Source organism: Pantoea sp. 22096 (genome assembly GCF_052045955.1).
GTDB classification, from domain to species: Bacteria; Pseudomonadota; Gammaproteobacteria; order Enterobacterales; family Enterobacteriaceae; genus Pantoea; species Pantoea alfalfae.
In genome coordinates, this window is record NZ_JBQEPW010000002.1 from 450,372 (window position 1) to 475,068 (window position 24,697).

Sequence of the window (24,697 nt, forward strand, 5' to 3'; positions counted from 1 at the left end):
GTCACAATGGACGGATGGCCTGAGACTTTTCACTTCGCGCAGAAGGAATTATTTATCTGTGCCGAAACCCTGTTTCAGCAGTGCGGGCAATACAGCCGGGAAGTAGATATTTTTATAGTAACCGCTGACGCTTTCGCTCCAGCTCTCACCGTCGTGACGACCGATGTTTTTCCAGTGCTGAACCATTTCATCGTTGTAAGCTGCAATCTGCTGCTCCAGCCCCTGCGTCTGATAGGTCTCATCATGGCGGAAAGTAGCCAGAGGCAGACGCGGTTTCTGATGAGCAGGCTCGTCCACGTGACCGATGACCACACCCGCAACCGGGAAGGTCAGCGGCGGCAGCTCCAGCAGTGAAATCATCGCCTGTGGATCGCGACGGATTCCGCCAATCGGCACAATGCCCAGACCTTCTGCACGCGCAGCGGCCATGACTGAGCCCAGGGCAATACCAATATCGGTAGAACCCGACACGATGCTCTCAATGCTCTGATGGGCAATCTGCTGCTGATCGACAGCGGCCATTCCCACCGCCGATTTATGCATGTCCAGCACGAAAGTGATGAAGACGGGTGCTTTGGCAATCCACGGCTGACCGCCCGCGATGGCGGCGATCTCTGCGCGACGTCCGGCATCACGCGTGATCACCACAGAAACCTGCTGTGAGTTTACTGATGTCGGTGCGCGGTATGCAGTACTGATAATACGATCCAGCACCGCTTCATCGACAGGTTGCTCAGTGAAACTGCGTTCACTTTTATGACTTGTAAAAATATTAATCAGTTCGCTCATGGTTCCTCCCATATAAAGCGCAAGAATAGCAGTAAGTCACAGGGAAAAACTTAACCGCACTGGTCATGCTGTTCGGGCATTTCAGCCTCCCCAGCGGCTTTTAAGGTAGCTCACCGCCTGCTGAGTCTGCGGCTGATTCAGATAGTTCTCTCTGAACAGAATGGTGCCATCAATATTGGGGTTAGATTCATTCAGGTCGAGCTGCTTTTTCAGTTCAGGCACACCACCCTGGAGCGTCCAGTCAGGTTCAATTTTTGATGGCTCGCCGACTTTATAAAGCGCAAGACCGATGTAGAGCCGGGTTTTAGTCGGTTTCACCACTTCTGCCCACCAGTTTGCCAGCACGTCATATCGGGCAGCCTGACGGGAAAAAGGCCAGTAGAGCTGCGGGGCGATGTAATCCAGCAGACCCTGCTGCACCCAGTGACGGGTATCCGCAAAGGCTTCGTCGTACGCTGCGGCGCCTCGGGTATCGGAACCAGCAGGATCGTGCGACAGATTGCGCCAGACGCCCGCCGGACTGACACCAAATTCAACGTCTGGCTTCAGCTGTTTGATAGTGCGTGACACCTGCTCAATCAGTTGCTGAGTATTCTGACGTCGCCAGTCCGCTTTACCGGCAAACCCCTGCCCATAGCGACTGAAGGTCTGATTATCGTTGAGCAGCGAACCTGCTGATTCGGCATAGAAGTAGTCATCGAACTGCACACCGTCGATGGGATAACGCGCCACCACCTCGGCCACAATACTGGTGATCCAGTCACGCGCCTCAGGAATGCCCGGATCGAGCACGTAGCGATCCCCTGCGGTGCGGATCCAGTCGCGGTGCAGCACAAAAACACTGGCCGGATGCAGTGACAGCGTGCGGTTCAGTTCGCTGACGGTCGAAGGTTTAGTATTGACCGATACCCGGTAGGGATTAAACCAGGCATGAACTTTGATGCCGCGCTTGTGCGCCTCATCCAGCATAAACTGCAGCGGATCATATCCTGGATCTTCACCGATTTTGCCAGTCAGCATATCCGACCAGGGGAGGATTTTTGAGGGCCAGAGCGCCGTGGCATCCGGCTTCACCTGGAAAAACACCGTGTTAATGCCCAGGCTTTTCAGCTTATCCAGTTTGTTGGTCAGGGATTGCTGCTGCAGGCGGATACGCTGCGCCGGACTGGTGCCGTTCACCGACGCCACGGGCGGCCAGTCGAGACGTGACACCGTGGCTAACCAGACACCCCGCATCGGTTGACTAGCCTGAGGCTGTGCTGGCTTGCCGGGCACAGGTAATGGCTGTTTCGTTACCGGCGGAAAAGGGGTCACCAGCGATTTCGGCGGTTCGGATGCGCAACTGACCAGCAATAACGCCGCAGCCAGCGCAGCGCCTCGCTTAATAGCCGCTCTGGCCTGTGCAGAAAAGGGATTAAGGGCGATGATAAACTCCAGTATTTTCTGGTCGAAACGCAAAGAGCTGTATTCTCGGTGACGCTGATGAAATGTCAATGCGTTAGCACAGCTCCAGCCCTGAAACTGCTGCCTTTTAAAACCCATGAACCGCTAACGCGGCGGACTAAAGACCATCCCTGCGGACATAAGACAGGCTTTGAGTGTGCCGAAGGCGTCCTGACACTGCCGCTCATTGACGCAGGCATAACCCAACAGCAATCCGCGCGCCTCCTGCGGATGCATATAGTATTGCGAAAGCGGTCGCACTTTGACCCCGCGTTTCAGCGCCTCTGCAGCTATCGCAACGTCATCCGCGCCCGCTGGCAGCGGCATCACCAGATGCAGTCCCGCCTCATGATTGAATGCCGGTAAAAATGCTGGCCCCAGATAGCGCTCAATCAGCCTGCAGAGAAACTGCCGCCGCTGACGATAAAGCAGGCGCATCCGGCGAATATGCTCCATGTAGTGGCCCAGTCGGATAAACTCAGCCAGCGCCCGCTGAATCAGCAGGTGTCCGCCGCGATAGAGTTCCGCCGCCGCGATGCGCAACGGCTGTGCCAGCGATTTCGGCACCACCATGTAGCCAATACGCAGAGCGGGATAGAGTGTCTTGCTGAATGTGCCCATGTAGATGACCGGTGCATCGGCTTCCAGCCCCTGAAGTGAGGGATGAGGCTGACCGGAAAAGCGAAATTCGCTGTCGTAGTCATCTTCAACAATCCAGCTTTGATGACGGCGTGCCAGGGCGATCAATGCCTGACGACGCGCCAGGCTCAGGTGCACCCCCAGCGGATACTGATGGGAAGGCGTTACAAACACCATTTTAGGGGCCGGGCCGCTGTCCGGTACCAGTCCCTGCTCATCCACCGTCATCGCGCGAATCTTCAGACCATTCATGCGCAGCAGATTACGTGTTCCCCAGTAGCCCGGTTCCTCCATCCAGACCCGATCGCCGGGATCACATAACACCCGCGTCACCAGATCAACCGCCTGGTGAACCCCTTCGGTAATCAGGATCTGGTCAGCATCGGCCCGTACGGAACGCGCCACCCGCAGATAATCCACCAGCGCATGGCGAAGATCGGGACAGCCGCCGCCGCTGCTGTAGACCAGGCGATGTACGTCAGGTTCGCGGTTCAGCCGCGCCTGAATCTGGCTGAACAGCTTGTGAGGAAATTCGGTGACATCGGGTGCGCCGGGCACAAACGCGCCCCACTGCCAGGGCGAGGCAGTTGCATGCCCCAGCAGACTGGCACCCCGCTTTGACAGCGTCGCGGGTCGTTGCGCCCTCACCGCCTGAAGATCGGCAATCGCATCACTTTGCAGAGAATTCTCCGGCAACGTCTCGGCAATCCATGTCCCGCTGCCGGTGCGCGCGGTGACATACCCCTGCGCCATCAGACTTTCATAAACATGCATTACCGTGTTTCGCGACACGCCGAGTTCGCGCGCCAGATCGCGGGTTGGCGGCAGACGGCTTCCGCGGGGAAACACCTCTTCCGCGATTGCGGCCTGCATACAATTCAGCAGCCGCTGATGTAATGAGCCGGTTCTTAAAAACTGTAACCGTGCTAATAGATGATCTGCGTACAAGAGTCGCAATTGGCTCCACCTTTCCTCTGAGAATTGGCTCTGGCAACTCACCACGCCTCAGGCATAAATAAACGTGTTTGTCGGGAATTGTAAACACGCATATTAACGAGGTGGATGAAATGAGCGAAAATAATAACCTGATGCAGCAGCGCAAAGCACAGGCTCTCCCTAAAGGCATCGGTACGCTGTGCGACTGGTACGTTGCCCGGGCAGAAAACGCCACCTTATGGGATCAGGCCGGTAAAAGCTGGATCGATTTCGCTGGCGGCATCGCGGTGCTGAACACGGGCCACCGCCATCCACGTATTGAACAGGCCATTGCCGATCAGTTAACAAAGTTTACCCATACAGCGTTTCAGATAACCCCTTACGAAAGTTATATCGCCCTGGCCGAGCGCATTAATCAGCGCGTGCCCATTGCCGGATCGGCCAAAACGGCCTTCTTCACGACTGGCGCGGAAGCGGTGGAAAATGCGGTCAAAGTGGCTCGTGCCTATACCCGCCGTCACGGCATCATCACCTTTGGTAACGCTTTCCATGGTCGTACTTTCATGACGATGGCGATGACCGGTAAAGTGGCGCCCTACAAGCGGGACTTCGGCCCGATGCCACCTTCTGTCTTCCATGCACGCTACCCCAGCGCAGTTCAGGGGATCAGCATTGAGGCGTCACTGATCAGCCTCGACGAAATCTTTACCCAGGACATTGCACCGCATGATGTGGCCGCGATCGTGCTGGAGCCGGTGCAGGGGGAAGGCGGATTCCATGCCGCACCGGCAGAGTTTATGGTGCAGTTGCGGGAGCTGGCCGATCGCCACGGCATTCTGCTGATTGCGGATGAAGTCCAGAGTGGATTTGCCCGGACCGGCAAGCTGTTCGCCATGGAGCACTATCCGGTGAAGGCCGATATTATCACCATGGCAAAAAGCCTGGCAGGCGGCATGCCGCTTTCCGCCATCGCCGGTCGTGCAGAGGTCATGGACGCACCTGCGCCTGGGGGCCTGGGCGGAACCTATGCCGGTAACCCACTGGCTATCGCCTCAGCCCATGCGGTGCTGGATGTGATTGAAGAGGAGCAGCTCTGCCAGCGCGCCGTCGATCTCGGTGCCAGGCTTGAAGCTGAACTGCTGGAGCATCAACGCAAACATCCGGACATTGCTGACGTACGTGCGCTGGGTTCCATGGTGGCGATGGAGTTCTATCAGGCCAGCACCGCGCAGGCGGTTCAGAAGATGGCAATGGAACAGGGCCTGCTGCTGCTGACCTGTGGAGCTAAAGGCAACGTCATCCGCTTCCTCTACCCGCTCACCATTCCTGATGCCCAGTTCAGCCAGGCGCTGACCATTCTCTCCACGGTAATTAATCACTGTGTTGCTTCTGCCGGACATCCCGTCGTCCCGGCCTGATTTCGCTGTGCGTTCACGCAAGCCTGTTCCCCTTTCGTCCGGCCATTCAGGCCGGACGTCGCCTGGAGACGTTTACATGACGATGAATCAGAGTGCGAATGAAGATTCGCTGGCTCAAAACCTGAAACCGCGCCACGTGCGTATGCTCTCAATTGCGGGTGTGATTGGCGCAGGGCTGTTTGTCGGCTCCGGCCACGCTATTTCTGAAGCCGGTCCTGCGGTGCTGATCTCTTACGCGGCTGCCGGTGCGCTGGTGGTGTTAATTATGCGGATGCTGGCCGAGATGGCCGTCGCTTCACCCGATTCAGGCTCTTTCTCAACCTATGCGGACAAAGCGCTGGGTCGCTGGGCCGGTTTTACCATCGGCTGGCTCTACTGGTGGTTCTGGGTGCTGGTGATCCCACTTGAAGCCAATGCAGCGGGGACGATTCTGCACGCCTGGTTCCCCGAGGTCGCCATCTGGCAATATACCTTTGCCATCACGTTACTGCTGACCATTACCAACCTGCTCAGCGTTAAAAATTATGGGGAATTTGAGTTCTGGTTTGCGCTGATCAAGGTCGTGGCCATTATCCTGTTTCTGGGTGTGGCGGGGGCGGCAGTATTGGGTCTGCTGCCTGACAGCAACACCAGTGGCCTGTCGCATCTTTATGACACGCACGGGTTTATGCCGAATGGTATGAGTGCGGTTGTAGCGGCCATCCTGACCACGATGTTCTCTTTTATGGGTACCGAAATCGTCACTATTGCCGCTGCCGAGTCTAAAAACCCTGGCAAGCAGATTACCCAGGCAACTAACTCGGTTATCTGGCGCATTGCGCTGTTTTATCTGCTGTCGATTTTCTTTGTGGTCGCACTGGTGCCGTGGAACACGCCTGGCCTGGTTGAACAGGGCTCATGGCAGACGGTATTAACGGCGATGAACATTCCGCATGCCCGGCTGATTGTCGACCTGGTGGTGCTGATGGCGGTGTGCAGCTGTCTTAACTCTGCACTTTATACCTCATCGCGCATGCTTTACTCCCTCTCCCGCCGCAAAGATGCGCCTGCTGCTGCTTCACGCACTAATCGCAGCGGCACGCCGTGGGTTGCGGTATTGCTCTCGACCGCTGCTGCGTTTCTGGCAGTAATTGCGAATTACCTTGCGCCAAGTGTCGTGTTTGAGTTTTTACTGGCGACGTCGGGGGCGATTGCGCTGCTGGTCTATCTGGTGATTGCCGTATCGCATCTTGTGCTGCGTAAAAAGCGCGAAAAGGCGGGTGAAGTCCTGAATTACCGGATGTGGCTATTCCCAGGCCTGACGTGGGTAACGATTCTGTTTATCACGACCGTACTTGTGATCATGTTGTTTGACGCGAAGCATCAGGCTGAATTACTGGCAACCGGCGGATTAACACTGTTGATCATTACCACCAGTCTGGTTCTGCGTCGTAAAAAGGAGAAGCGTCAAAGTACGAAGTACTTTACTCAGCGCTCTTCTGATCCTTCGTGATCCCCGGATGTTTTTTATAAAACCATTAAAAACCCACCTTTAGCTATAAAGGTGGGTTTTTATCTTTATCCATTCGGGAACCGGTATAGCGCTTGAGAACACATAAAATAAAAGAGTTTTAATAAATTGTCAGCATCATCAGCCTGCACCTGGAATTCACTCACCTGAATCTCCTGGTGAAGGTGCAGCACATTGTTTCTTGCTGAACAGGTATACGGAAGATTAGACCTTATTATGTCAGGGACTTTATGCTTTATTCACTCTCTGCGAGTTATGACCTGCAGATCGCACTGGGGTTTTCAGGTAAACACTAAAATCCGTTATGGGAATCAGAGATAGCTGACCTCAATAATCCCTTTCGATTTCGCAGGGTTAAACCAGTGCATTTTTACTTCTACAGGCAAGCCAGTCAGGGATTTGGGGTTCATCAGGTCAGCAGTTGTAACGACAGCCTTGCCACGAGCGGGATCATAGCAGTCAAACACAACAGGATTCTGCCCGATATTCATATTACACGAACCGTTCGTTATGGCTCCCCTGAAGATGATAGTACCTGAATTTGGATCTGCACTCGCTGGACCAGCCAGGGTGATCAGCAACGTGGTAAAGCAGAGAGATAAAAATAATTTCATAGTGCGTCCTCCTGAGTATGTATCACCTGTTATCGGCATACATGCCCAAAGATTAAGTGCTGAGTGAAAAAATAAATGTAAATTTTAACCACTTACCCAAATGAAATTCATTACAAAGACAATGTTAAGAATTATCTAATCCAGCTAAGTAACGTGAGTGTAGACCATAGCGTGAAAGATTTTTTCGCCTGGGTTCTTTTTCCTGATGACCTTTTCAGAAAGAAGCCACACCTTCAGCCCCTTTATTTAATCTTTACACTCATTACCTTGCTACGCATGGATTTTTTGTTAGCGGATCGGGTAATCATTAATTGTCCTGCTGTAAATGGCAGGCTGAATTTCCTCTACGACTGAAATAAAGCCGGTAAAGTTAAAACATATATTTATTATGACTGAACATTCAAAATAAAATGCAGAATACAGGCGCGTTTTTTACGCTATTTAAGTCATCACTGGTAGTGTCGAAAACGCTTTCAGCTTATTCCAGATACTGGCTAAAGCGCAGCAGATAACCATCTGGATCCTGTACCAGAAACTCCCGCTGGCAGGCGGTTGTCTCGCCGGTGTCATAGTAGTTATCACTCAACGCACGAAAAAGTGGCACGGCATGCTGTTGCAAACCTGTCATTACAGCTTGAATGTCATCGACTTCGATCTGAAAATTAATGCCCCGCCCCAGCGGCCTCTCCAGTTCAGCTGTGTTCCACCCCTGCGGATGGCACTGTTCAATCATCAATTGCGCCTCACCAAAGCAGAGGTATGCGAAGTCAGGATTCTGACGCTGGATCCGCACCTCAAAGCCCAGCACAACGGTGTAAAAATGCAGCGAAACGGCAAAGTCAGTAACGGTCAGTTCTGGCACCATAGGGTTCCAGTACAGTTGTTGATCATCATTCATAAATGTCCCCATCATTCTCAGTTCGATTTCCTCTCATCACCGGCTCTGAATGCTGTTTTGCAGTTCATCCAGCATCAGACGCAGCGCGGCAGACTGGTGCTCACGCGACAGGTAAAGCCCCCAGATACCGATGCGCTGCGGCGCATAATCGGGCAATAACTCAACCAGCTTTCCCGCTTCAAGCGCAGGGCGTGCTTCCAGTTCAGGCACCATCGCTATCCCACAATCTGCAATCGCTGCGTCACATAACAGTGACGAAATGCCCGCACTGAAATTCCCTTTAACGGCGACAGAGATTTTCTCGCCACCAGCCGCCGTGAAATGCCAGCTCTGACCGGCAAAACGACTGTAGTAGAGGCAGTTGTGCTGCGCCAGATCGCCAGGCGTTTGCGGAATGCCTCGCTTCTGCAGATAGACGGGGGAGGCGCAGAGTACAGAGTGACATTCACCGAGACGGCGTGCGATTGCTCCCGGCTCTGGCGCATCGGTGATACGGATGGCGAGGTCGATGCGCTCGCTGATCAGGCTTACCGGCTGATTGTTAATATCCAGTTCGATGCGCAGCGCCGGATAACGATCAAGAAAATCGGGGACGACCGGGCCGACAAGATGAAGCGCCGTAAAATGGGCACAGGCGATGCGTAGCGTTCCGGCTGGAACACTCTGGGTGGTTTCCTGCTGGATCGCTTCTGACAGCAGAGCCAGCTGGCGGGTCTTTTGCAGAATCGCCTCACCGGCAGGCGTCAGGGTCAGCCGGCGCGACGAGCGATGCAGCAGACGCGTTCCCGCCCACTTTTCCATCTCTTCCAGATAACGGCTGACCATCGGCCGCGAGATCCCCAGCGCACGCGAAGCAGCACTCAGGCTACCCAGCTCACATATCCGGTTAAAAACGGCAGCTGCCGTCACTCTGTCCATCCCACTCACCTGTTCGGATTATGAAACTCAGCATCTCTGATTCCGGGAATTCTAACAGATAGCAAGATGCGTAGAATAGCGCTACTGATTCTGCACATCGCCCGATACACCTGCCTGAGTCGGGCATATATCTCTGAGGAATATTAATGAAAACTGCTCTGTTGCCTGTGATACTCGTTCTGGCTTCCGCCTCCGCCAGCGCGGCCACGCTGCAACTGGAAACCTATAATCCACAGGAGAAAGGTATTTTTGCCGTCTCCTCAACCCTGGTCTCCGGGCCAACCGAAGCAATTCTGTTTGATGCCCAGTTCAGCATCCAGGATGGTGAGAAGCTGGTGGAGATGATTAAAAAGCGTGGTAAAAAGCTGAAGGAGATTGTGATCACCTCGGGCGATCCCGATTTCTACTTCGGTCTGGAGCCGATTGTTAAAGCCTGGCCGGACGTCAAAATCGTTGCCGCACCTGCGGTGGTAAAGCATATCCAGCAGACTCATGACGCCAAGCTGAAATACTGGGGCCCTCAGATGAAACAGGGTGCACCGGATAAAGTCTTTGTGCCAGACGTTACGCATCAGACCCGCTTCAGCGTGGATGGCGAGGCGCTGGAACTGCGTCATCCTGATCAATATGCTGCATACATCTGGATCCCCTCTGTGAGCACCATTCTGGGCGGTACAGCCCTTTCCTCTGGCATCCACGTCTGGACGGCTGACACTCAGACCGTTAAGAGCCGCAGTGAGTGGCGCCATATCCTCACTGAGATGCAGACGCTCAACGCGAAAAATGTTATTCCGGGCCACTATCTGGGTGAGCGTCCAGCCGGCTCGCAGGCTGTGGATTTCACCCTGAATTATCTGAAGAGTTTTGAAGCGGCGCTGTCAGAACATAAAACCTCAGCAGCGGTGATTGCCGCCATGAACACCGCCTGGCCAAAACTGGCTGAGCCGGCGTCACTTGAACTCAGCGCGAAAGTGAATACCGGCGAGATGAAGTGGTAAACTTTCAGAGCGGTTCGCTCATAACAGATTGATCCGCCTTACAGCGACCATTCTGTGCGGATGCCAGTGACTGAAAGTAAAATGACCGGGCGCTATCTTTTCATCAGATAGCGCCTGTCGTCACGCGCCTGCAATCGTGCCTCTGCCGGTGTGGGAAAAATATAGTGAAACAGATCGCGGTAAAAACTCAGGTGCTTCAGTAATCCATCCTGAATGGATTTACGAAGGTCTTTAATCAGGAATTCCTGAGTTGTATTGAAGTTAGTCATACTGAAAAAGGTTTTGTCATAGACGTTGACCACCCCTTCCCATTTCATCACCTGCTCTTCCGGAGACGCGCCTTCCGAGGCGACAAACATCCCTTTATGAGATTTCACCCCCTGTTTACTCACATAGGTGGTTAAGGCGTCATAGCTGCGCTTGTTGCGCCAGCGACAGAATTCATAAGGCACATCGTAATGTGGCAGTACAAAGTCCGGGCTGCGAAAATGTTCATCGCCGATCAATCCATCCAGGGTGACTGTGAAATGAAGGAAGTCCTGCAGGAAGTCGAACTGACGAGTTTTGGTGAGCGTGATATTAATGCTGTAGTGACCAGCCTGCACATACCAGTAATTTGTAAAGCCGGTTACCAGAATACAGAATGCCTGCCAGTCACTGAGTCTTCTGTCGCCCGCCAGCCCCCTGAAACGGCTGATCATCATCCGTGATTTGGGATGCTGATACGCTTTCAGCAGCGGATCGTTCATACCTTTCAGTAACATCAGGCACACTCCTTGATAGATTGCGCTTATCCTGCCACGCCCTGATGAGGGTGAAAAGTGTCGTTGGTCTGAATGTGAACCTTTTAAAAATTCTGGCTTATGGTGGCAAAAGCACTGTCTGATTAGGCGTAAGAGAAGGCTGAGTTAACCCGCCGGGCATCGGATACCAGGCGCATGTGTGAAAGAATGCGCTGCACACCATCCGGACGGTCATATCAGAGCTTTGCGAGGGTTTTAAGCGTTTCCGGGTTTTGCTGCACCCTGCGAATTAATAAAATCGCCTGGGCATCAGATCTGGCTCTGCCCTGATCCCTGCATCAACACCTCACTTAACCGTCCGACCAGCTTACGGACCTTATAAGGAATAAAACGGGCATCCGGGAATAGGGCATAGAGATAACGGTCGGGCATTCGCCAGTCCGGTAACACCCGCACCAGTCGGCCGGAGGCCAGCGCGTCTGCGCCAGGCAGCGTCTGTAAGCCGCCGATACCGAGGCCTGCTTCAAGGGCCTGCATCAAGGCATCGCTGTTATTAGACCGAAACACGCTTTCTACCGGAACAGAGACTTTCGCGGTCGCAGAAACCAGCTGCAGCGGCGCATCAGTCGCTATACCACTAAAACGTATATGCGGATAGCGCATAAGGTCATCGGGCGTCTGCGGCGGGCCGTTGCGTGCTATCCACTCAGGGGAAGCCACCAGCACGGTTTCAATCGTGGCGAGCGAACGGGCAGCCAGCGTGGCAGGTGGCGACTCGCTGACACGAACCGCCACGTCAACGCCTTCCACGATGAGGTCCGACAGGCGATCCTCCAGCGCAATATTCAGACGCAGCGCAGGATGCACCTGCTGGAAAGCGATCAGATGCGGCATCAGCCGCTGCCCGATGCCGCTCGGCAACTGAATATGCACTCTGCCATGAAGCGGCTGCGATTCAGGCCGTAGTTGCTGCTCCAGTTCGTCCATCGCACCAAGCAGCTGCCTGACCTGTTGCAGATAATGGTGACCCGGCTCAGTTAACGCCATGGTTCGCGTGGTGCGATGCAGGAGCACCACGCCCAATGCCTCCTCCAGTGCGGCGATCTGCTGGCTAACAGCCGACTGCTTCATGCCGTTTTGCCGTGCTGCCGCCGAAAAGGAGCCCGCTTCCGCCACCCGGATGAAGGTCTGCATCGCAGTCAGTTTGTTCTGCATTTATAGATTTTCCTGATAAGTGATATCCGGTTACGGGGATTTAATCAGAATTTTACACAGGTGAAAATGCGGCTTCTTTCTTAATCGGATAGCGATCATGAAAACGACACAGGGTAAAAAGGTTGCGCTGGTGGCGGGTGCCAGCGGGATTGTGGGTCAGCAACTGAGTCAGGCCCTGGTAGCAGACCACTGGCAGGTCAAGGCACTGACGCATCGGTCAGACTTTGCAGTCAGCGGAACAGAGATTATAGCGGTCGATCTGCGCGATAGTCAGCAGTGCCAGCAACGGCTGGCATCACTCACCGACGTCACGCATATCTTTTACAGCGCCTGGCTGAACGCTTCTGACTGGGGAACGATGGTCGGACCAAATCTTGCCATGCTGCAAAATCTGGTTCAGACCATGGAGGATGTCGCCCCACTTGAGCATGTCAGTCTGATGCAGGGATACAAGGTGTATGGCGCCCATCTCGGACGCTTTAAAACGCCGGCGCGGGAAAGCGATCCTGGTGTACCGGGTGCTGAGTTTAATGCCGCGCAGCTGAACTGGCTGAGCGCACAACAGCATGGTAAAGCCTGGCACTGGAGTGCGCTGCGGCCCGGTGTGGTCGGCAGTGACAGGCCGGGCAACAGCATGAACCTGGCGCTGAGCCTGGCGCTCTACGCTTCAATCTGTCGCGCGGCGCGGCTGCCCTTACGCTTTCCCGGTTCGCCAGAAACCTGGCACAGTATGGTCGATTTTACCGATGCCACTCTGCTGGCCGACGCGACGATCTGGGCCGCACGCACTTCTGACGCACGCAATCAGGCCTTTAATATCAATAATGGCGATCTCTGGCGCTGGAGTGAGCTATGGCCGGTCATTGCAGCCTGGTTTGAACTGGAGATCGCGCCGCCGGTTTCGCTGTCGTTCCGGCAACTATTTCAGGATTATCGTGCGCTGTGGCGGGAAATCGCCGGGGATAACACATTAGTTGAAGCAGATATTCTGGCACTGAGTGACGGCGCTTTCGCTGATTTTATTTTTGGCTGGAACTACGACATGTTTGGCGACGGCAGCAAGCTGCGGCGGGCGGGCTTTCACGGTTATCGCGCGACGGATGAGATGTTCTGCGATCTGTTTGCCCGCTTTCGGGCGGCGCGCGTTATTCCGTGATGCGCCCGTGAAAGCACAGAGGGCGAGAATATCGCTCTCTGCATCGGACTGGGTTTAGCGCCCTTTCTTCTTCCGTCCCGGCTGGACAAAGCACTTGCGCGAGGCGCCAGCCGCATCCGCTTTTTCAGCAGGTTTCGCACCGCTCTTCTGCGGTTTTTTTGCGGCCGACGTTTTAGCCGGAGCTTTAGCTTTCTTCGCGGGTTTATCTTCTGAAGAGGAGTTCTCCAGCAGTTTAAACAGCTCAACGAGTTCGTCATCGGTGAGGTCGCGCCATTCCCCGAGCGGTAATCCCTTGAGATTGACGTTCATGATACGGGTGCGCTCAAGCTTCGTGACTTCAAAGCCGAAATGCTTACACATGCGACGGATCTGGCGATTCAGACCCTGGACCAGCGTAATACGGAAGACAAATGGCGCTTCCTTTTTCACTTTGCACTTTTTGGTCACCGTGCCCAGCATCGGCACGCCTGCGCTCATTCCGGCAATAAACTCATCGGTGATTGGCTTGTCGACCGTAACGACATACTCTTTTTCGTGGTTGTTACCGGCCCGCAGGATCTTGTTGACCAGATCACCGTGGTTGGTAAGGAAAATCAGGCCCTGAGAATCTTTGTCGAGGCGACCAATCGGGAAGACGCGCTTGCTGTGATTGACGAAATCGCTGATGTTATCGCGCTCGCCCTCTTCCATGGTGGTGATAATCCCCACCGGCTTATTCAGGGCAATCAGCACCAGATCGTCTTCATCGCGCGGCTCGATAAGCTGACCATTGACCTTCACCACATCGCCTGCAAATACCTGCGCGCCTACAGTGGCGCGTTTGCCGTTAATAAAAACGTTGCCCTGCTCGATGTAACGATCGGCGTCACGACGGGAGCAGATGCCGCTCTCGCTGATGTATTTATTAAGACGAGTTGATGAGTCAGTCAGCATGATTCCTCCAAAAAACGCGGACTATACCTTACCGGCGGGGGCTTGCGAAGTCTTTGCACCGGAAACTTTTGCTCAGCTTTGCCAGCCTGACGGCAGCGGGCATTCACAGATCAATCGCCATCTCAGTACAGCGCAAATCGCTGCCCGCCAGCTTTGACGGATAGAAACTTTCGCCCAGCGGGTGGAAGCCATGCTGCTGGTAAAAGCCCACGGCGTTCGGCGTCGACGCGAGTGTCAACCGGTGGTAGCCACGCTGCAGCGCCTCCGCTTTGATGGTGTCGATGATCAGCCCAGCCATTCCCTGTCCGGTAAATGCGGGCAGGGTAAAAATGGCTTCCACGCTGGCGGCGGCAAGGTCCAGCGATCCGGTAGCAACCGGCACGCCGTCCGGGCCATCAATCACGAAGAAGGGATTGGCGCGGATCATCGCAGGAAAGCTGGCGGGCATGCGGTCCGGCGTCCAGGCGGCGAGCACGTCGGGTGGATAAGCATGCTGGCAGCCATGGCGGAGTGCCTGATTTCGGATATTCCATAAACGATACGCCTCTTCAGGCGATGCCTGTCTGACTATCATGATCCCCTCCGGTTCTCATCGCGTCGCGCTTCGCTACGTTATCACAGCCCGTTCCCGGTAACTGACATTCTGGCACTGTTGATGTCAATAGCGTGATGGCAGTCATTCACCGTTCACCGATTTGTCCAGGCATTGCTGCTGCATTAGCAACCCGGTTGTTTCAACCGTGCCGCATTTGCAACACGCCCAGCTCGCCTTTAGCCGTTTACTTCCATAAAAACAGTAGCTTATTTTATGGCACGGTTAGTGCTTAGCCTTTTCTTTTATATCTTAAAGTTTGGAAAAATTAACTATTCCATTAATCCAGCTATATGCCAGGAGAAAACCATGTCACTGAACCAACCTTTACAGTTCGCCTACTGGGTGCCGAATGTCTCGGGCGGACTGGTGATCAGTCAGATAGAACAGCGAACCCGCTGGGATGCTGCCTACAACCGTAAACTGGCGCAAATCGCCGAACAGGCGGGTTTTGATTATGCGCTGACGCAGATCCGGTTTACTGCCGGGTATGGCGCAGACAATCAGCATGAATCCGTCACCTTCTCGCAGGATCTGCTCAGTCACACCTCGAAGTTAAAAGTGATCGCCGCGCTGCTGCCTGGCCCGTGGAATCCGGTATTAGCCGCAAAGCAGATCGCCACCATCAGCCATCTCTATGGGCCACGTATCGCCGTTAACATTGTCAGCGGCTGGTTCCGGGGCGAATTCAAAGCGATTGGTGAACCCTGGCTCGATCACGAAGAGCGCTATCTGCGTTCCGAAGAGTTTATTCGCTGCCTGCAAGGCATCTGGCGCGAAGAGAACTTTACCTTTGCAGGTGATTTTTATCGCTTTCGCGATTACGCCATGAAACCTAAGCCATTGTCTCCGTTACCGGAAATTTTCCAGGGTGGCAGCTCACGTGCGGCGCGTGACATGGCTTCCCGGGTGTCAGACTGGTATTTCACTAATGGGAATACGCCGGACGGTGTCCGTCTGCAGATCGCGGATATCCGTGAAAAAGCAGCACGCAATCAACATCAGGTCAGAGTCGGACTGAATGGATTTGTGATTGCGCGTGAAAGTGAACAGCAGGCGCAGGCGGTGCTTCAGGAGATCATCAGCAAAGCCAACCCGGATGCGGTGAAAGGCTTCCAGCATGAGGTCAAAAATGCAGGCAGTGCCTCACCTGAAGGAGAGGGAAACTGGGCGAAATCGTCGTTTGAGGATCTGGTGCAGTACAACGACGGCTTCAAAACCAATCTGATTGGCACCCCCCAGCAGATTGCTGAACGGATTATCGAACTTAAGCAGGCCGGTGTCGATCTGCTGCTGCTGGCGTTTCTGCACTTTCACGAAGAGGTGGAGTTCTTTGGTCGCGAAGTAATACCGCGCGTTCGAGAGCTGGAGGCGCAGGCGGCACTGATCGAAGCGTGAAAACCACACGCCAGGGCGAGTTTAACGCTCCGTCGCCGCGGCGTAATGAATAACGCGCAACATCGTCTGCCGCACCATTTCAGACAGCGGCAGACGATCTCTGCACGGCCTTTTGATACAGCTTATCATTTAAAAACGGGCGTTAAGTCCGACGTTCCATGTCACCTGGTGATGATCGCTGTTACCTGTCACCGCTGAAACGCCAGCAAATGCGTTCACCGATGTGCCAATGGGCACGCTTGCGCCCAGAGCCATATTGATCCAGTTATCATCCCGTGAGCCACTGCTGCGGGTAAAGGCAGTGCGGGTCGATTTCAGTCCGGCGGTAACAGCAGAGTCGCTGTCGCCGAACTGATGGTTGTAACTGACCTGCGCCCAGGGATTAATCACTAAATCTTTACTGTCGATACGCCAGCCAACTGACCCGATTTGAGAATGCAGTGTCTGGTCGCCAAAGCGCATCGAGGTGCTGCTGTTCCCTTCTTCTCTGTAGCCATCAATCTGGGTGTAGTCGAGCGCATAGCTGGCCATCGGGCCGGTGGAGACATAGCGGCCCAGCGGTAAGTCCCAGCCGGTCTGCACCCGCATCCCCAGCACTTTGCCGTCGCTGCTGCCCTTCTCCGTACGGGTCGCCGGTCCCAGCCTGACCTTACGCTCAATATCATCAAAGTTCAGATCGGCATAATGGGCATCTGCATTAATCCATCCCCGATCCAGATAATTTACTTGGCTCCACAGCGCCACCAGATTGCCGCGTAAACGATAATCAAACCGCGACGAGGGATCCTGTCGTTGCGAGGTAGTGGAGAGCATCGCACCGGCCTGCCAGCTATCGGACAGCTGATAGCCCACTCCTACGGTGCCGGTAGCGCTTGTTGCATCACCGTCCAGCAGGCTGTCGCCGCGGAAATCTCGCTGCTGTCCGGCATAGCCACCGAAAACCGTAAACTCTCCGGCGCTGGCGGGCTGCTGACGCTGCTGTTGCAGATGTCCATCCAGCGTATTCTGCGCATCCCCCACCAGCATCGATGGTGCCTGACTCAGCGCGGCCACCTGCAGCGGCGCACTCAGCACCGACTCAATATAATCGGCGATCAGCGCATGCACTGCCGGGCTGGGATGCAACCGGTCGGCAAACAGATACTGTTGCGATTGTGAAAATCCTGGCGTTGAGGCGGTGCAGTCCATTGATGAGACGCCGGGCGGACAGGCCATGCCTGCCGTGTTGCTGAGTCCATACAGGCGCGGGTTATCGATCACCTCATTAAACAGGCCATTGATATCCACCCGCGCGATATTGCCGCGTGCCGCCACCAGCCCCTGCTCTTCAGCCTGGTTGTAACGGTCGGTGAGGGCTGCCGCCTCCTGACTCAGCAACTGCCAGGCGGCAAACAGCTGTTGTGCAAGCGCATCGCGGATCAGCGGAATAGAAGTGACCTGACCAGCGGCTTCGTTAAGCGCGGTTTCAATTGCCTGCTCTCTGGCGGCGCGGTCAGGCGTGGCGGTGGTACTCAGCGACTGAAACAACGCCGCCGTGGCAGGCTGGGCGGCCGGGCCCAGCACCTGCAGAATCGCCTGAAGCAGCGCGGGCGTCGCTCCGACGTTTGGCACCGTCGGAACGATGACCGTGCCGGCCCCGGCATCCAGCAAACGACTGACCTGTGAAGCCGCGGCACTGGCACTGTTATCCACGATCTGCTGTGCAGCGAGCGGCGCAAGGGCTGCCGCCGCTAAGTCATTGCCGCCAATCCAGTGAATATAGAGTCCGTCAGAATCGGCTCGTCCGTCGCGCGTCGCAAGGTAATTATCCAGCTGATCCTGCGTATTAAACATGGGATTTATCGCCGGTACCGCAACGGCGCCACCTTCGGCATAGTTGCTTCCGCCCTGGGATGAGGGGCGCAGAGTGTCACCCAGCGACTGCGCTACGATCTCGTCATAGAGCGGATGGGTCGCACCATCATAAGTAAAGCGTCCTACGTTGCCGCCATCACTCAGGCTGTCACCAAATACGGTAAGGTCACTCCATGCCATCGCAGGCAGCGGCGACAGGAGGCTCAGGGTGGCACAACAGAAAAGGTATTGCGCGTGAAGGGGTTTCATCAGCAGCTCCGCACAAAAAAAGTAAAGTGAGAAAGAGTAAAAGCCGCACCCGGAGGCGCAGCACGCTGTAAGCGTAGTCGCCCTGATAAACGGGCTGATGAAAAGACGCGATCGCGCTCGCAAAGCGGGAAAATTTGACTTAAAGGTGAGCCCGTTTTTACCGGGAAATTCCGGTCACGGCTTAATCCTGCAGATTACTTTTTGCTGGCGGGTTTCAGCCCGCGATAGAGATCCTGTAGCCGTTTCATGGTTTTAACGGTGCGCTGCGGCAGCGTCGAAGCAACTGACAGGATTAGCATCTCCAGACAGACCATTATGGTGCCGTGCAGCGGAATGCGCCCCTTCTCACCACCGCGAGGCACGTTGATCACCACATCCGCCTCACGCGCAAAAAAAGAGTCGGTGGCGTTGGTCAGCAGGATAATCGGGATATTCAGCCGTTTCGCTTCGCGCACCACGGTGGTCCCTTCCCGGTGCGCCGATTGCTGCGCCATCATTATCAGCACGTCGCCACGCTGCAGCGCCAGCATCTGCTCTGCCAGCGCAATGCCGGCGCGATTAAGCGAAAAGGCGGGCAGACCGATACGGTTCAGCAGCCGCACGCTGTAGTCCGCCAGAATCCCTGAGGCGTTAATGCCAAAAATAGCCACTTCCCGCGCTTCACTCAGCAGCGCCACGGCGTCTGCCACCGCCACCCGGTTCTGCGGCTGCGACAGCACCTCACAGGCGTGCCGGTGGCCCGCCAGTACAAAGTCGATGGCGCTGTTTACGTCACTGGTCACCTCACTGACAGTAGTGAACATCTTATCTTCCGAGGTCAGCGAGGGACCAAACCAGGCTCTGAGCGTCTGTTTGAGATCGCGCAGTCCGCTGAATCCGAGCGCCTGAATGGCGCGGATCACGGTGGCATCAGACGTGTGATTCGCGACGGCGATCTCCATCGCAGTACTTTCGAGCACCGTTTCGCGCTGTTGATCGATATAACGTGCCACAGCCAGCAGACGAGGAGAAAGCTGCTTTTCGCGGGCGCGCAGACGCTCTGCCACCACATCCACTCTGTTTTTAACTGGCCGGTTCTGTTTCATGCTGTTCCTGCTGCTGGTGTTTAAGGTCCGAAAGGCTGATTACCGATCTGGTTAATGGAGAATATTCCACGGTCAGAAATTGTAGTGAAAGCGTAATTCAATTCTGAATTTGACCTGCAAATGATAGGGATTTAAGCGTATCCTGTCATCTCGCCATAAAATAATAATCATTATTTTCAATAAAATAAACTCATCACCTGGACTGTCAGTCAGTAAAATCGATACAGCAGAAATGTAGTAAATTCTGTTCAAATTATGTTTACTACTACCTTGTCGGATGTTTGAATGATTCTCAATTACAGATGGGAAGCATTGTCGTCCGGTCAGCGCAATGATGTCTGAACCCGAATGCCGTTCTCTTCTGCTTAAAGCGCTGCATATTGCAGACCACCTCCAGGGAAGCCCTGTATGACAGCCAGTCATCAGAGCGAATTTGCTTCAGAAACTGCCAGTAACAGATACGAAAAGAAAAATGAAAAACAAAGACTCACGATATCCGGCCCGACACCCCGCTCTGGTCGTGGCAATTTGCGGCAGCATGATGCTGCCACAGGTCAGCGCAGCAGCCAACACAGCACCGGATATGACCGTGACCGCCGATGCTGACTCAGAGGGAAATTACAGCGCCAGCGAGAGCAGCGTCGCCAGTAAAATGCCAACCGCGCGGCTTGATGAGGTGCAGTCGGTCAGCGTGGTCACGCAGCAGCAACTGGACGATTACCAGGCAAGCTCACTGGCGGATGCGATGCGCTTTGTCAGCGGCGTTTCAGAAGCTAACACGCTGGCTGGCACCGAAGATGGCTTCGTTCGACGCGGTTTTGGCAGTAATGCCGATGGGTCGGTCTACCGGGATGGCATTCGCAGCAGTCAGGGACTCAATTTTGATGCCACAACCGAACGAGTTGAGGTGCTGAAAGGCTCCTCTTCGCTGCTCTACGGCATTCAGAATCCGGGTGGCATTATCAATGTGGTCAGCAAAAAGCCGCAATACAGCTGGCACTCCAGCGTTAGCGGACGCAACGCCAGTGAAGGCGGCGGTGCAGGCACGCTGGATGTCACCGGCCCGCTGGGCAATGGCTTTGCCTTCCGGCTGATCGCCGAAAAGCAGAATCAGGATTACTGGCGCAACTTTGGCAGCGAAGAACACACGCTGCTGGCACCCTCTCTGCAATGGTTTGGCGAGCAGGCCAGCTTTCTGATCAGCTATGCCGACTACCGTTATGACATTCCCTACGACCGCGGCACGGCCTTTATCGACGGCAAGCCGATCGATATTGCTTACAAAGATCGTCTGGATGACAAAGCTAATCACGCCTGGGGTCACAACAAAACCCTGAATGCCCACTATGACTGGCAGTTTAATGATGAGTGGCGCACCCGGCTCACCCTGGGCTGGAATCAGCGGCGTTATGACAACGATGAGGTGCGCGTAACGGCGGTCAATGCCAGCACTGGCGTAGTAACACGTCGTGCCGATGCCAACCGTGGGTTTAACCACAAAACCAAATATGTGAGCTGGGATCTGCTGGGCAATCCGGAGATTCTGGGCATGCAGCACGCGCTGGTGGCAGGCACCGACTATGAGATGAATCAGACTTATCGCGCCCATCAGTATCAGGGCAAGGTTAACCGCCAGTTCAACTACTTCAATCCCGACTATGACATCCTGTCACCGGTCACGGACACCAGCACCGAAAATAGCGCAGCAGCCAATAACCTGAACCGTATTCATAGCCGATCGCTCTACGCCAAAGACACTATTTCACTCACACAGGACTGGATTGTGGTGCTGGGCGGCCGTTATCAGCATTATGAACAGCGCGCCTCCCGCGGCGTTAATCCCCAGTCAGAAATCCTGAACGATGAGGGCAATAAGTTTCTGCCGCAGGCCGGGGTGATCTACAAACTCACGCCTGACCTCTCTTTCTACACCAGCGTCAGCAAGTCGTTCACGCCGTCAACCGACGTGGATGATGATGGCAATGTCGGCAAGCCGGAACAGGGCACCAGCTGGGAAGTCGGCAGCAAATGGCAGCTATCGCCAAAACTGCTGGCAACAGTGGCGCTCTACCGGATTGATGAAAAAGCGATGTCGCTGAATATTAATGGCAGCACGCGGGCCATTGATAAAGCCCGATCGACCGGCGCTGAGTTTGAGCTGAATGGCGAAATTGCACCCGGCTGGGATTTGAGTGCGAACTACAGCTATGATCAGGCAGAGATCGTCAGCGATCGGGTGAATCCGGATAACAATGGCAATCGGCTGCAGAATGCGCCGCGTCATGCCGGTGCGCTTTACCTGAGTCATGAGCTGCAGGTCAGTGGCCTGCCCGGCACGTTCCGGCTCGGCGGCGGTGCGCGCTATGTCGGCAGCCGTGCGGGCGATCCCGATAACAGTTTCACCCTGCCCGACTATGTAGTGGCAGACAGCTTCGTGGCGTGGAACAACCGGCTGTTTGGTGAAAAAACCCAGCTGCGTCTGAATATCAATAATCTGTTTAATCAGCACTACTACAGTTCAAGCGGCGGCAATCTGCGCGTCCGTGAAGGCGAAACCCGTAATCTGATGGTACAGGCCCGTGTGGAATTTTAACTCGCTACGCTCAGTGCTGCTGACGATCACTGTGATGCTGGTCAGCGCGTGTGCACATTCCCGCACGCTGACCGACATCACCGGTCGCCAGGTCACGATTCCCGACCATCCGCAGCGCATTGTGCTGGGTGAAAGCCGGATGCTCTACAGCGTCGCACTTCTGATGCCCGGTAATCCGCTGCAGCATATTGCTGGCTGGCCGCAGGATCTGAAAAAGTACGATCCTCAGACCTGGCAGGTTTTTGCGCGCCAGTTCCCGCAGATGGAGACGATTCCGGTCGTGGGGCTGGATGGCGTTAACGATATGAATCCCGAACAGGTGATCGCACTTAAGCCGGATGTGGTGATCCTGCCGCAGCTGGCGCGCGACAGTGAAAACGTTGCCGTGCTGGAGAAGATGCTCGCTGCGGCGCATATTCCGGTGGTGAAAATCGATCTGCGGGTTAATCTGCTGAAAAACACTGAGCGCAGCATCACTTTGCTGGGTGAGGTGCTCAATCAGCCACAGCGCGCGGCTCAGTTTAATCACTTCTACCGCAGCCACATGCAGCGCATTTCGAGTCGGCTGGCGGATTATCACGGTCCGAAACCGTCCGTGCTGTTGCAGTTACATCTTGGACGACGCAGCGAGTGCTGCGTCACCTCGGTGAATGGCAATCTGGGTGAGCTACTGACGTTTGCTGGTGGCAATAACATCGCCAGCCAGCAGGTCAAAGGCGTATTCGGACGGCTGAGTGAGGAGAGTGTGATTGCGGCACAGCCGGATTACTATTTTGCCACCGGCACCGGCAGCGCCGATGAAGCGGGAGCCTTAAAACTCGGCCCCGCCGTCACAACAGCGCAGACCCGGCAAAGCCTGCTCGCACTGACCAGTCAGCAGAATGCGCTGAAGCAGCTCACCGCGCTGCGCGACGGTCATGCCGGAGCCATCTGGCACAATTTTTATCTCAGCCCGTGGCACGTCGTAGCGACCGAATTCTTTGCTGCCACGCTCTACCCGCAACTGTTCCGCGACGTCGATCCCGAACAGACGTTACAGCAGCTGTTCCGTGATTTCCTGCCGATACCCTTTTCAGGCAGCTATCTTTATCGGCTGGCGCCCGAGAAGACGCCGGGATCAGACGGCTGACTGCGCGCTATTCTTCACCCGGACGATATCGGCCATGACCGACAGCGCAATCTCTGCCGGAGTCTTGCTGCCGATGGGCAGGCCGATGGGCGCATGGATGCGGTCCAGTTCGGCCCGATCCATTCCGGCGATCTGTTGCAGTCGCGCCCGTCGTTTCTCGCTGTTTTTCGCCGAACCCATGATGCCGATGTAGAACGCGGGTGTGGCAATCGCCTCCATCATCGTCAGATCATCAATGCGGGGATCGTGGGTCAGTGCCACAATGGCTACCGCGGCGTGCGCCCCGTTCAGTTCCAGCCAGCGCGCCGGATGCTGTGATACCAGCGTCACGTTATCCGCGTCGCTGAAGTGACTTTCCAGCTCCGTCCGCACTTCCGGCCGGTGCTCACAGACCCGCACGTGAAAGCCCAGTATCTGTCCCAGCCGGATGCACTCATGTGCCACGCTGGAGTAGCCCGCGATCAGGAGTTCCGGTATCGCGCCCACCGGCAGTAACAACTGTTGCTCGCTGGCATCCAGTGCGGGCAGCCTCCTGTCGGCGGCAATCGCCTCCCACTGCGCGCGCGCGCCTGGGCGTATCAGTTTTACCAGCGGCTGTTGCCCGCTCAGCGCGCGCTGCATCGCCGTCAGCAGCGCCAGCGTGGCGTCATCAGGCGGCAGAAATTCTATGACGATTTCCAGACTGCCGCCGCACGGCAGGCTGACGTCAGGACGCATCCCGCCCTCGCCATAGCGTACCCGCTGACTGCTGGCGCGATACGCCCCTGCCGCCAGCTGTGCCAGAAAGTCCTCTTCGATGCAGCCGCCCGACAGCGATCCGCAGTATGCGCCGGTTTCGTTAACCGTCATGAGTGTCCCGGGTGCGCGTGGCGAAGAGCCATAGGTGCGCAGCACCGTGCAGAGCCAGACCTGCTGGCCCGCCTGGCAACTGCTCAGTGCCGCATTAATCACGCGTTGATCCAGCGTTATCATGAAAATTCCTTTATCAGCTGCAGATCGGCAGGGAAATCGATATCACAAAGGCAGCCGCGATCGTGAAGCGGCAGCCGGACAGCCTGTGACCTCACTATCGCCTGTGGTCCGGCATCGCCCTGTAACGTGCTCAGCATGGGAAAAGAGTGATTCTGAAAACCCACCGGATGGCCCGGTTTTCCCTCAATGACTGGCCTGACGATGGGCGAATCCACCAGCGCAGCACTGATGGCACGGTAACTTTCAGGCGTCACAAACGGCATATCGCCCAGCGCAATCAGCCAGCCGTCGTAGTCACGGCTGGCGTTAATGCCCGCCGCGATGGACTCGCCCAGCCCACCGCTGTCGCACAGCACGACAGTCGCCCGCGTACAGATTGCCTGGATTGCCAGGGCGTCGGGACGGGTCACCACGAACAGGTCAAGCCCGCTGGCAGCGGCCTGATCCAGCGTGCGCTGCAGCACCGGTTTGCCTTCAAGGTCAGCCAGCAGCTTATGCTCGCCCCCCTGCTGGCGAAAACGTTGACTCAGCCCGGCGGCCAGTACAATCAGCGCTATCTTCACTCTCGTTCTCCGCTATACGTGAAAAACGGGCGCAGGCTTTAGCCCGCGCCCG

At 55.5% G+C, this 24,697-nt stretch carries 21 protein-coding genes; 7 read left to right on the plus strand and 14 right to left on the minus strand.

Going from position 1 to position 24,697, the window contains the following annotated elements; translation table 11 throughout:
• Positions 1–48: 48 nt before the first annotated feature.
• The 3 genes from ACTJKZ_RS12340 to pdxR all read right to left on the minus strand — a co-directional run bounded on the left by ACTJKZ_RS12340 (position 49) and on the right by pdxR (position 3,828).
• The gene (locus tag ACTJKZ_RS12340; protein ID WP_222925572.1) at positions 49–789 is read right to left on the minus strand and encodes a nitroreductase family protein; all 741 of its coding nucleotides are present in this window, start codon (positions 787–789) and stop codon (positions 49–51) included.
• An 81-nt stretch (positions 790–870) separates the two neighbouring features.
• Entirely contained in the window at positions 871–2,247 is a 1,377-nt protein-coding gene (locus tag ACTJKZ_RS12345) for a glycoside hydrolase family 10 protein (protein WP_440829659.1), read from the minus strand.
• 90 nt (positions 2,248–2,337) lie between these two features.
• Complete coding sequence (gene pdxR / locus ACTJKZ_RS12350) at positions 2,338–3,828, minus strand: MocR-like pyridoxine biosynthesis transcription factor PdxR (RefSeq protein ID WP_222925591.1); 1,491 nt, start codon at positions 3,826–3,828, stop codon at positions 2,338–2,340.
• 110 nt (positions 3,829–3,938) lie between these two features.
• Between pdxR and gabT the strand changes: the two genes are divergently transcribed.
• Together gabT and gabP are read left to right on the plus strand one after the other, a co-directional pair.
• Complete coding sequence (gene gabT, locus ACTJKZ_RS12355; protein ID WP_161735731.1) at positions 3,939–5,225, plus strand: 4-aminobutyrate--2-oxoglutarate transaminase; 1,287 nt, start codon at positions 3,939–3,941, stop codon at positions 5,223–5,225.
• Between the two features lie 76 nt (positions 5,226–5,301).
• Positions 5,302–6,717, plus strand: coding sequence for a GABA permease (gene gabP, locus ACTJKZ_RS12360; protein WP_222925593.1), 1,416 nt, complete (start codon positions 5,302–5,304; stop codon positions 6,715–6,717).
• 329 nt (positions 6,718–7,046) lie between these two features.
• Here the strand turns inward: gabP and ACTJKZ_RS12365 are convergent, their stop codons facing one another.
• The 3 genes from ACTJKZ_RS12365 to ACTJKZ_RS12375 form a co-directional block, all read right to left on the minus strand.
• The gene (locus ACTJKZ_RS12365; RefSeq protein ID WP_161735727.1) at positions 7,047–7,349 is read right to left on the minus strand and encodes a type 1 fimbrial protein; all 303 of its coding nucleotides are present in this window, start codon (positions 7,347–7,349) and stop codon (positions 7,047–7,049) included.
• Between the two features lie 478 nt (positions 7,350–7,827).
• Entirely contained in the window at positions 7,828–8,247 is a 420-nt protein-coding gene (locus ACTJKZ_RS12370) for a bleomycin resistance protein (RefSeq protein ID WP_161735725.1), read from the minus strand.
• 36 nt (positions 8,248–8,283) lie between these two features.
• Positions 8,284–9,165 (minus strand): LysR family transcriptional regulator, encoded by an 882-nt coding sequence (locus tag ACTJKZ_RS12375; RefSeq protein WP_161735723.1) that lies wholly within the window; start codon positions 9,163–9,165, stop codon positions 8,284–8,286.
• A gap of 146 nt (positions 9,166–9,311) precedes the next feature.
• Here ACTJKZ_RS12375 and ACTJKZ_RS12380 point away from each other — a divergent pair, with 146 nt between their 5' ends.
• Positions 9,312–10,163 (plus strand): Vmh family MBL fold metallo-hydrolase, encoded by an 852-nt coding sequence (locus ACTJKZ_RS12380; RefSeq protein WP_161735721.1) that lies wholly within the window; start codon positions 9,312–9,314, stop codon positions 10,161–10,163.
• Between the two features lie 92 nt (positions 10,164–10,255).
• Here the strand turns inward: ACTJKZ_RS12380 and ACTJKZ_RS12385 are convergent, their stop codons facing one another.
• Positions 10,256–10,927: a hypothetical protein gene (locus tag ACTJKZ_RS12385; RefSeq protein ID WP_222925596.1), complete on the minus strand. Its 672-nt coding sequence runs from the start codon at positions 10,925–10,927 to the stop codon at positions 10,256–10,258.
• 288 nt (positions 10,928–11,215) lie between these two features.
• Positions 11,216–12,121, minus strand: coding sequence for a LysR family transcriptional regulator (locus ACTJKZ_RS12390; protein ID WP_161735717.1), 906 nt, complete (start codon positions 12,119–12,121; stop codon positions 11,216–11,218).
• Positions 12,122–12,218: 97 nt separating this feature from the next.
• On the opposite strand from ACTJKZ_RS12390, the gene ACTJKZ_RS12395 reads away from it, so the two are divergent.
• The gene (locus tag ACTJKZ_RS12395) at positions 12,219–13,277 is read left to right on the plus strand and encodes an SDR family oxidoreductase (protein ID WP_440829660.1); all 1,059 of its coding nucleotides are present in this window, start codon (positions 12,219–12,221) and stop codon (positions 13,275–13,277) included.
• 54 nt (positions 13,278–13,331) lie between these two features.
• Here the strand turns inward: ACTJKZ_RS12395 and rluF are convergent, their stop codons facing one another.
• Positions 13,332–14,210, minus strand: a complete 879-nt coding sequence (gene rluF / locus ACTJKZ_RS12400; protein ID WP_440829661.1) for a 23S rRNA pseudouridine(2604) synthase RluF — start codon at positions 14,208–14,210, stop codon at positions 13,332–13,334.
• A gap of 103 nt (positions 14,211–14,313) precedes the next feature.
• Positions 14,314–14,784, minus strand: coding sequence for a GNAT family N-acetyltransferase (locus ACTJKZ_RS12405; protein ID WP_161735712.1), 471 nt, complete (start codon positions 14,782–14,784; stop codon positions 14,314–14,316).
• Between the two features lie 327 nt (positions 14,785–15,111).
• On the opposite strand from ACTJKZ_RS12405, the gene sfnG reads away from it, so the two are divergent.
• Positions 15,112–16,200 carry a dimethylsulfone monooxygenase SfnG gene (sfnG, locus tag ACTJKZ_RS12410; RefSeq protein WP_161735710.1) on the plus strand — a complete coding sequence of 363 codons (1,089 nt, stop codon included), beginning with the start codon at positions 15,112–15,114 and terminating at the stop codon, positions 16,198–16,200.
• Positions 16,201–16,329: 129 nt separating this feature from the next.
• Here the strand turns inward: sfnG and ACTJKZ_RS12415 are convergent, their stop codons facing one another.
• Together ACTJKZ_RS12415 and ACTJKZ_RS12420 are read right to left on the minus strand one after the other, a co-directional pair.
• On the minus strand, positions 16,330–18,303 hold the full coding sequence (locus ACTJKZ_RS12415; protein WP_285088515.1) for an autotransporter outer membrane beta-barrel domain-containing protein: 1,974 nt from the start codon (positions 18,301–18,303) through the stop codon (positions 16,330–16,332).
• A 194-nt stretch (positions 18,304–18,497) separates the two neighbouring features.
• Positions 18,498–19,388, minus strand: coding sequence for a MurR/RpiR family transcriptional regulator (locus tag ACTJKZ_RS12420; RefSeq protein ID WP_253417989.1), 891 nt, complete (start codon positions 19,386–19,388; stop codon positions 18,498–18,500).
• A gap of 472 nt (positions 19,389–19,860) precedes the next feature.
• Here ACTJKZ_RS12420 and ACTJKZ_RS12425 point away from each other — a divergent pair, with 472 nt between their 5' ends.
• Positions 19,861–21,981 carry a TonB-dependent siderophore receptor gene (locus tag ACTJKZ_RS12425; RefSeq protein ID WP_285088513.1) on the plus strand — a complete coding sequence of 707 codons (2,121 nt, stop codon included), beginning with the start codon at positions 19,861–19,863 and terminating at the stop codon, positions 21,979–21,981.
• Between the two features lie 34 nt (positions 21,982–22,015).
• Positions 22,016–23,110 (plus strand): ABC transporter substrate-binding protein, encoded by a 1,095-nt coding sequence (locus tag ACTJKZ_RS12430; RefSeq protein ID WP_440829687.1) that lies wholly within the window; start codon positions 22,016–22,018, stop codon positions 23,108–23,110.
• On the opposite strand, the gene ACTJKZ_RS12435 is transcribed toward ACTJKZ_RS12430, so the two are convergent.
• A complete protein-coding gene (locus tag ACTJKZ_RS12435; protein WP_161735702.1) occupies positions 23,099–24,082 on the minus strand; it encodes an XdhC family protein in 984 nt (327 codons plus the stop codon). The genes ACTJKZ_RS12430 and ACTJKZ_RS12435 overlap by 12 nt on opposite strands.
• Positions 24,079–24,645: a nucleotidyltransferase family protein gene (locus ACTJKZ_RS12440; protein WP_440829662.1), complete on the minus strand. Its 567-nt coding sequence runs from the start codon at positions 24,643–24,645 to the stop codon at positions 24,079–24,081. The genes ACTJKZ_RS12435 and ACTJKZ_RS12440 overlap by 4 nt, the downstream gene beginning before the upstream one ends.
• Positions 24,646–24,697 lie beyond the last annotated feature (52 nt).

Coding starts and splice junctions, on each gene's coding strand:
- ACTJKZ_RS12425 (WP_285088513.1), top strand. CDS start 19,861: ATGAAAAACAAAGACTCACGATATCCGGCCCGACACCCCGCTCTGGTC.
- ACTJKZ_RS12395 (WP_440829660.1), top strand. CDS start 12,219: ATGAAAACGACACAGGGTAAAAAGGTTGCGCTGGTGGCGGGTGCCAGC.
- ACTJKZ_RS12405 (WP_161735712.1), bottom strand. CDS start 14,784: ATGATAGTCAGACAGGCATCGCCTGAAGAGGCGTATCGTTTATGGAAT.
- gabP (WP_222925593.1), top strand. CDS start 5,302: ATGACGATGAATCAGAGTGCGAATGAAGATTCGCTGGCTCAAAACCTG.
- gabT (WP_161735731.1), top strand. CDS start 3,939: ATGAGCGAAAATAATAACCTGATGCAGCAGCGCAAAGCACAGGCTCTC.
- ACTJKZ_RS12415 (WP_285088515.1), bottom strand. CDS start 18,303: ATGAAACCCCTTCACGCGCAATACCTTTTCTGTTGTGCCACCCTGAGC.
- ACTJKZ_RS12370 (WP_161735725.1), bottom strand. CDS start 8,247: ATGAATGATGATCAACAACTGTACTGGAACCCTATGGTGCCAGAACTG.
- ACTJKZ_RS12420 (WP_253417989.1), bottom strand. CDS start 19,388: ATGAAACAGAACCGGCCAGTTAAAAACAGAGTGGATGTGGTGGCAGAG.
- rluF (WP_440829661.1), bottom strand. CDS start 14,210: ATGCTGACTGACTCATCAACTCGTCTTAATAAATACATCAGCGAGAGC.
- sfnG (WP_161735710.1), top strand. CDS start 15,112: ATGTCACTGAACCAACCTTTACAGTTCGCCTACTGGGTGCCGAATGTC.
- ACTJKZ_RS12385 (WP_222925596.1), bottom strand. CDS start 10,927: ATGTTACTGAAAGGTATGAACGATCCGCTGCTGAAAGCGTATCAGCAT.
- ACTJKZ_RS12390 (WP_161735717.1), bottom strand. CDS start 12,121: ATGCAGAACAAACTGACTGCGATGCAGACCTTCATCCGGGTGGCGGAA.
- ACTJKZ_RS12430 (WP_440829687.1), top strand. CDS start 22,016: ATGCTGGTCAGCGCGTGTGCACATTCCCGCACGCTGACCGACATCACC.
- ACTJKZ_RS12375 (WP_161735723.1), bottom strand. CDS start 9,165: ATGGACAGAGTGACGGCAGCTGCCGTTTTTAACCGGATATGTGAGCTG.
- ACTJKZ_RS12340 (WP_222925572.1), bottom strand. CDS start 789: ATGAGCGAACTGATTAATATTTTTACAAGTCATAAAAGTGAACGCAGT.
- ACTJKZ_RS12435 (WP_161735702.1), bottom strand. CDS start 24,082: ATGATAACGCTGGATCAACGCGTGATTAATGCGGCACTGAGCAGTTGC.
- ACTJKZ_RS12380 (WP_161735721.1), top strand. CDS start 9,312: ATGAAAACTGCTCTGTTGCCTGTGATACTCGTTCTGGCTTCCGCCTCC.
- ACTJKZ_RS12365 (WP_161735727.1), bottom strand. CDS start 7,349: ATGAAATTATTTTTATCTCTCTGCTTTACCACGTTGCTGATCACCCTG.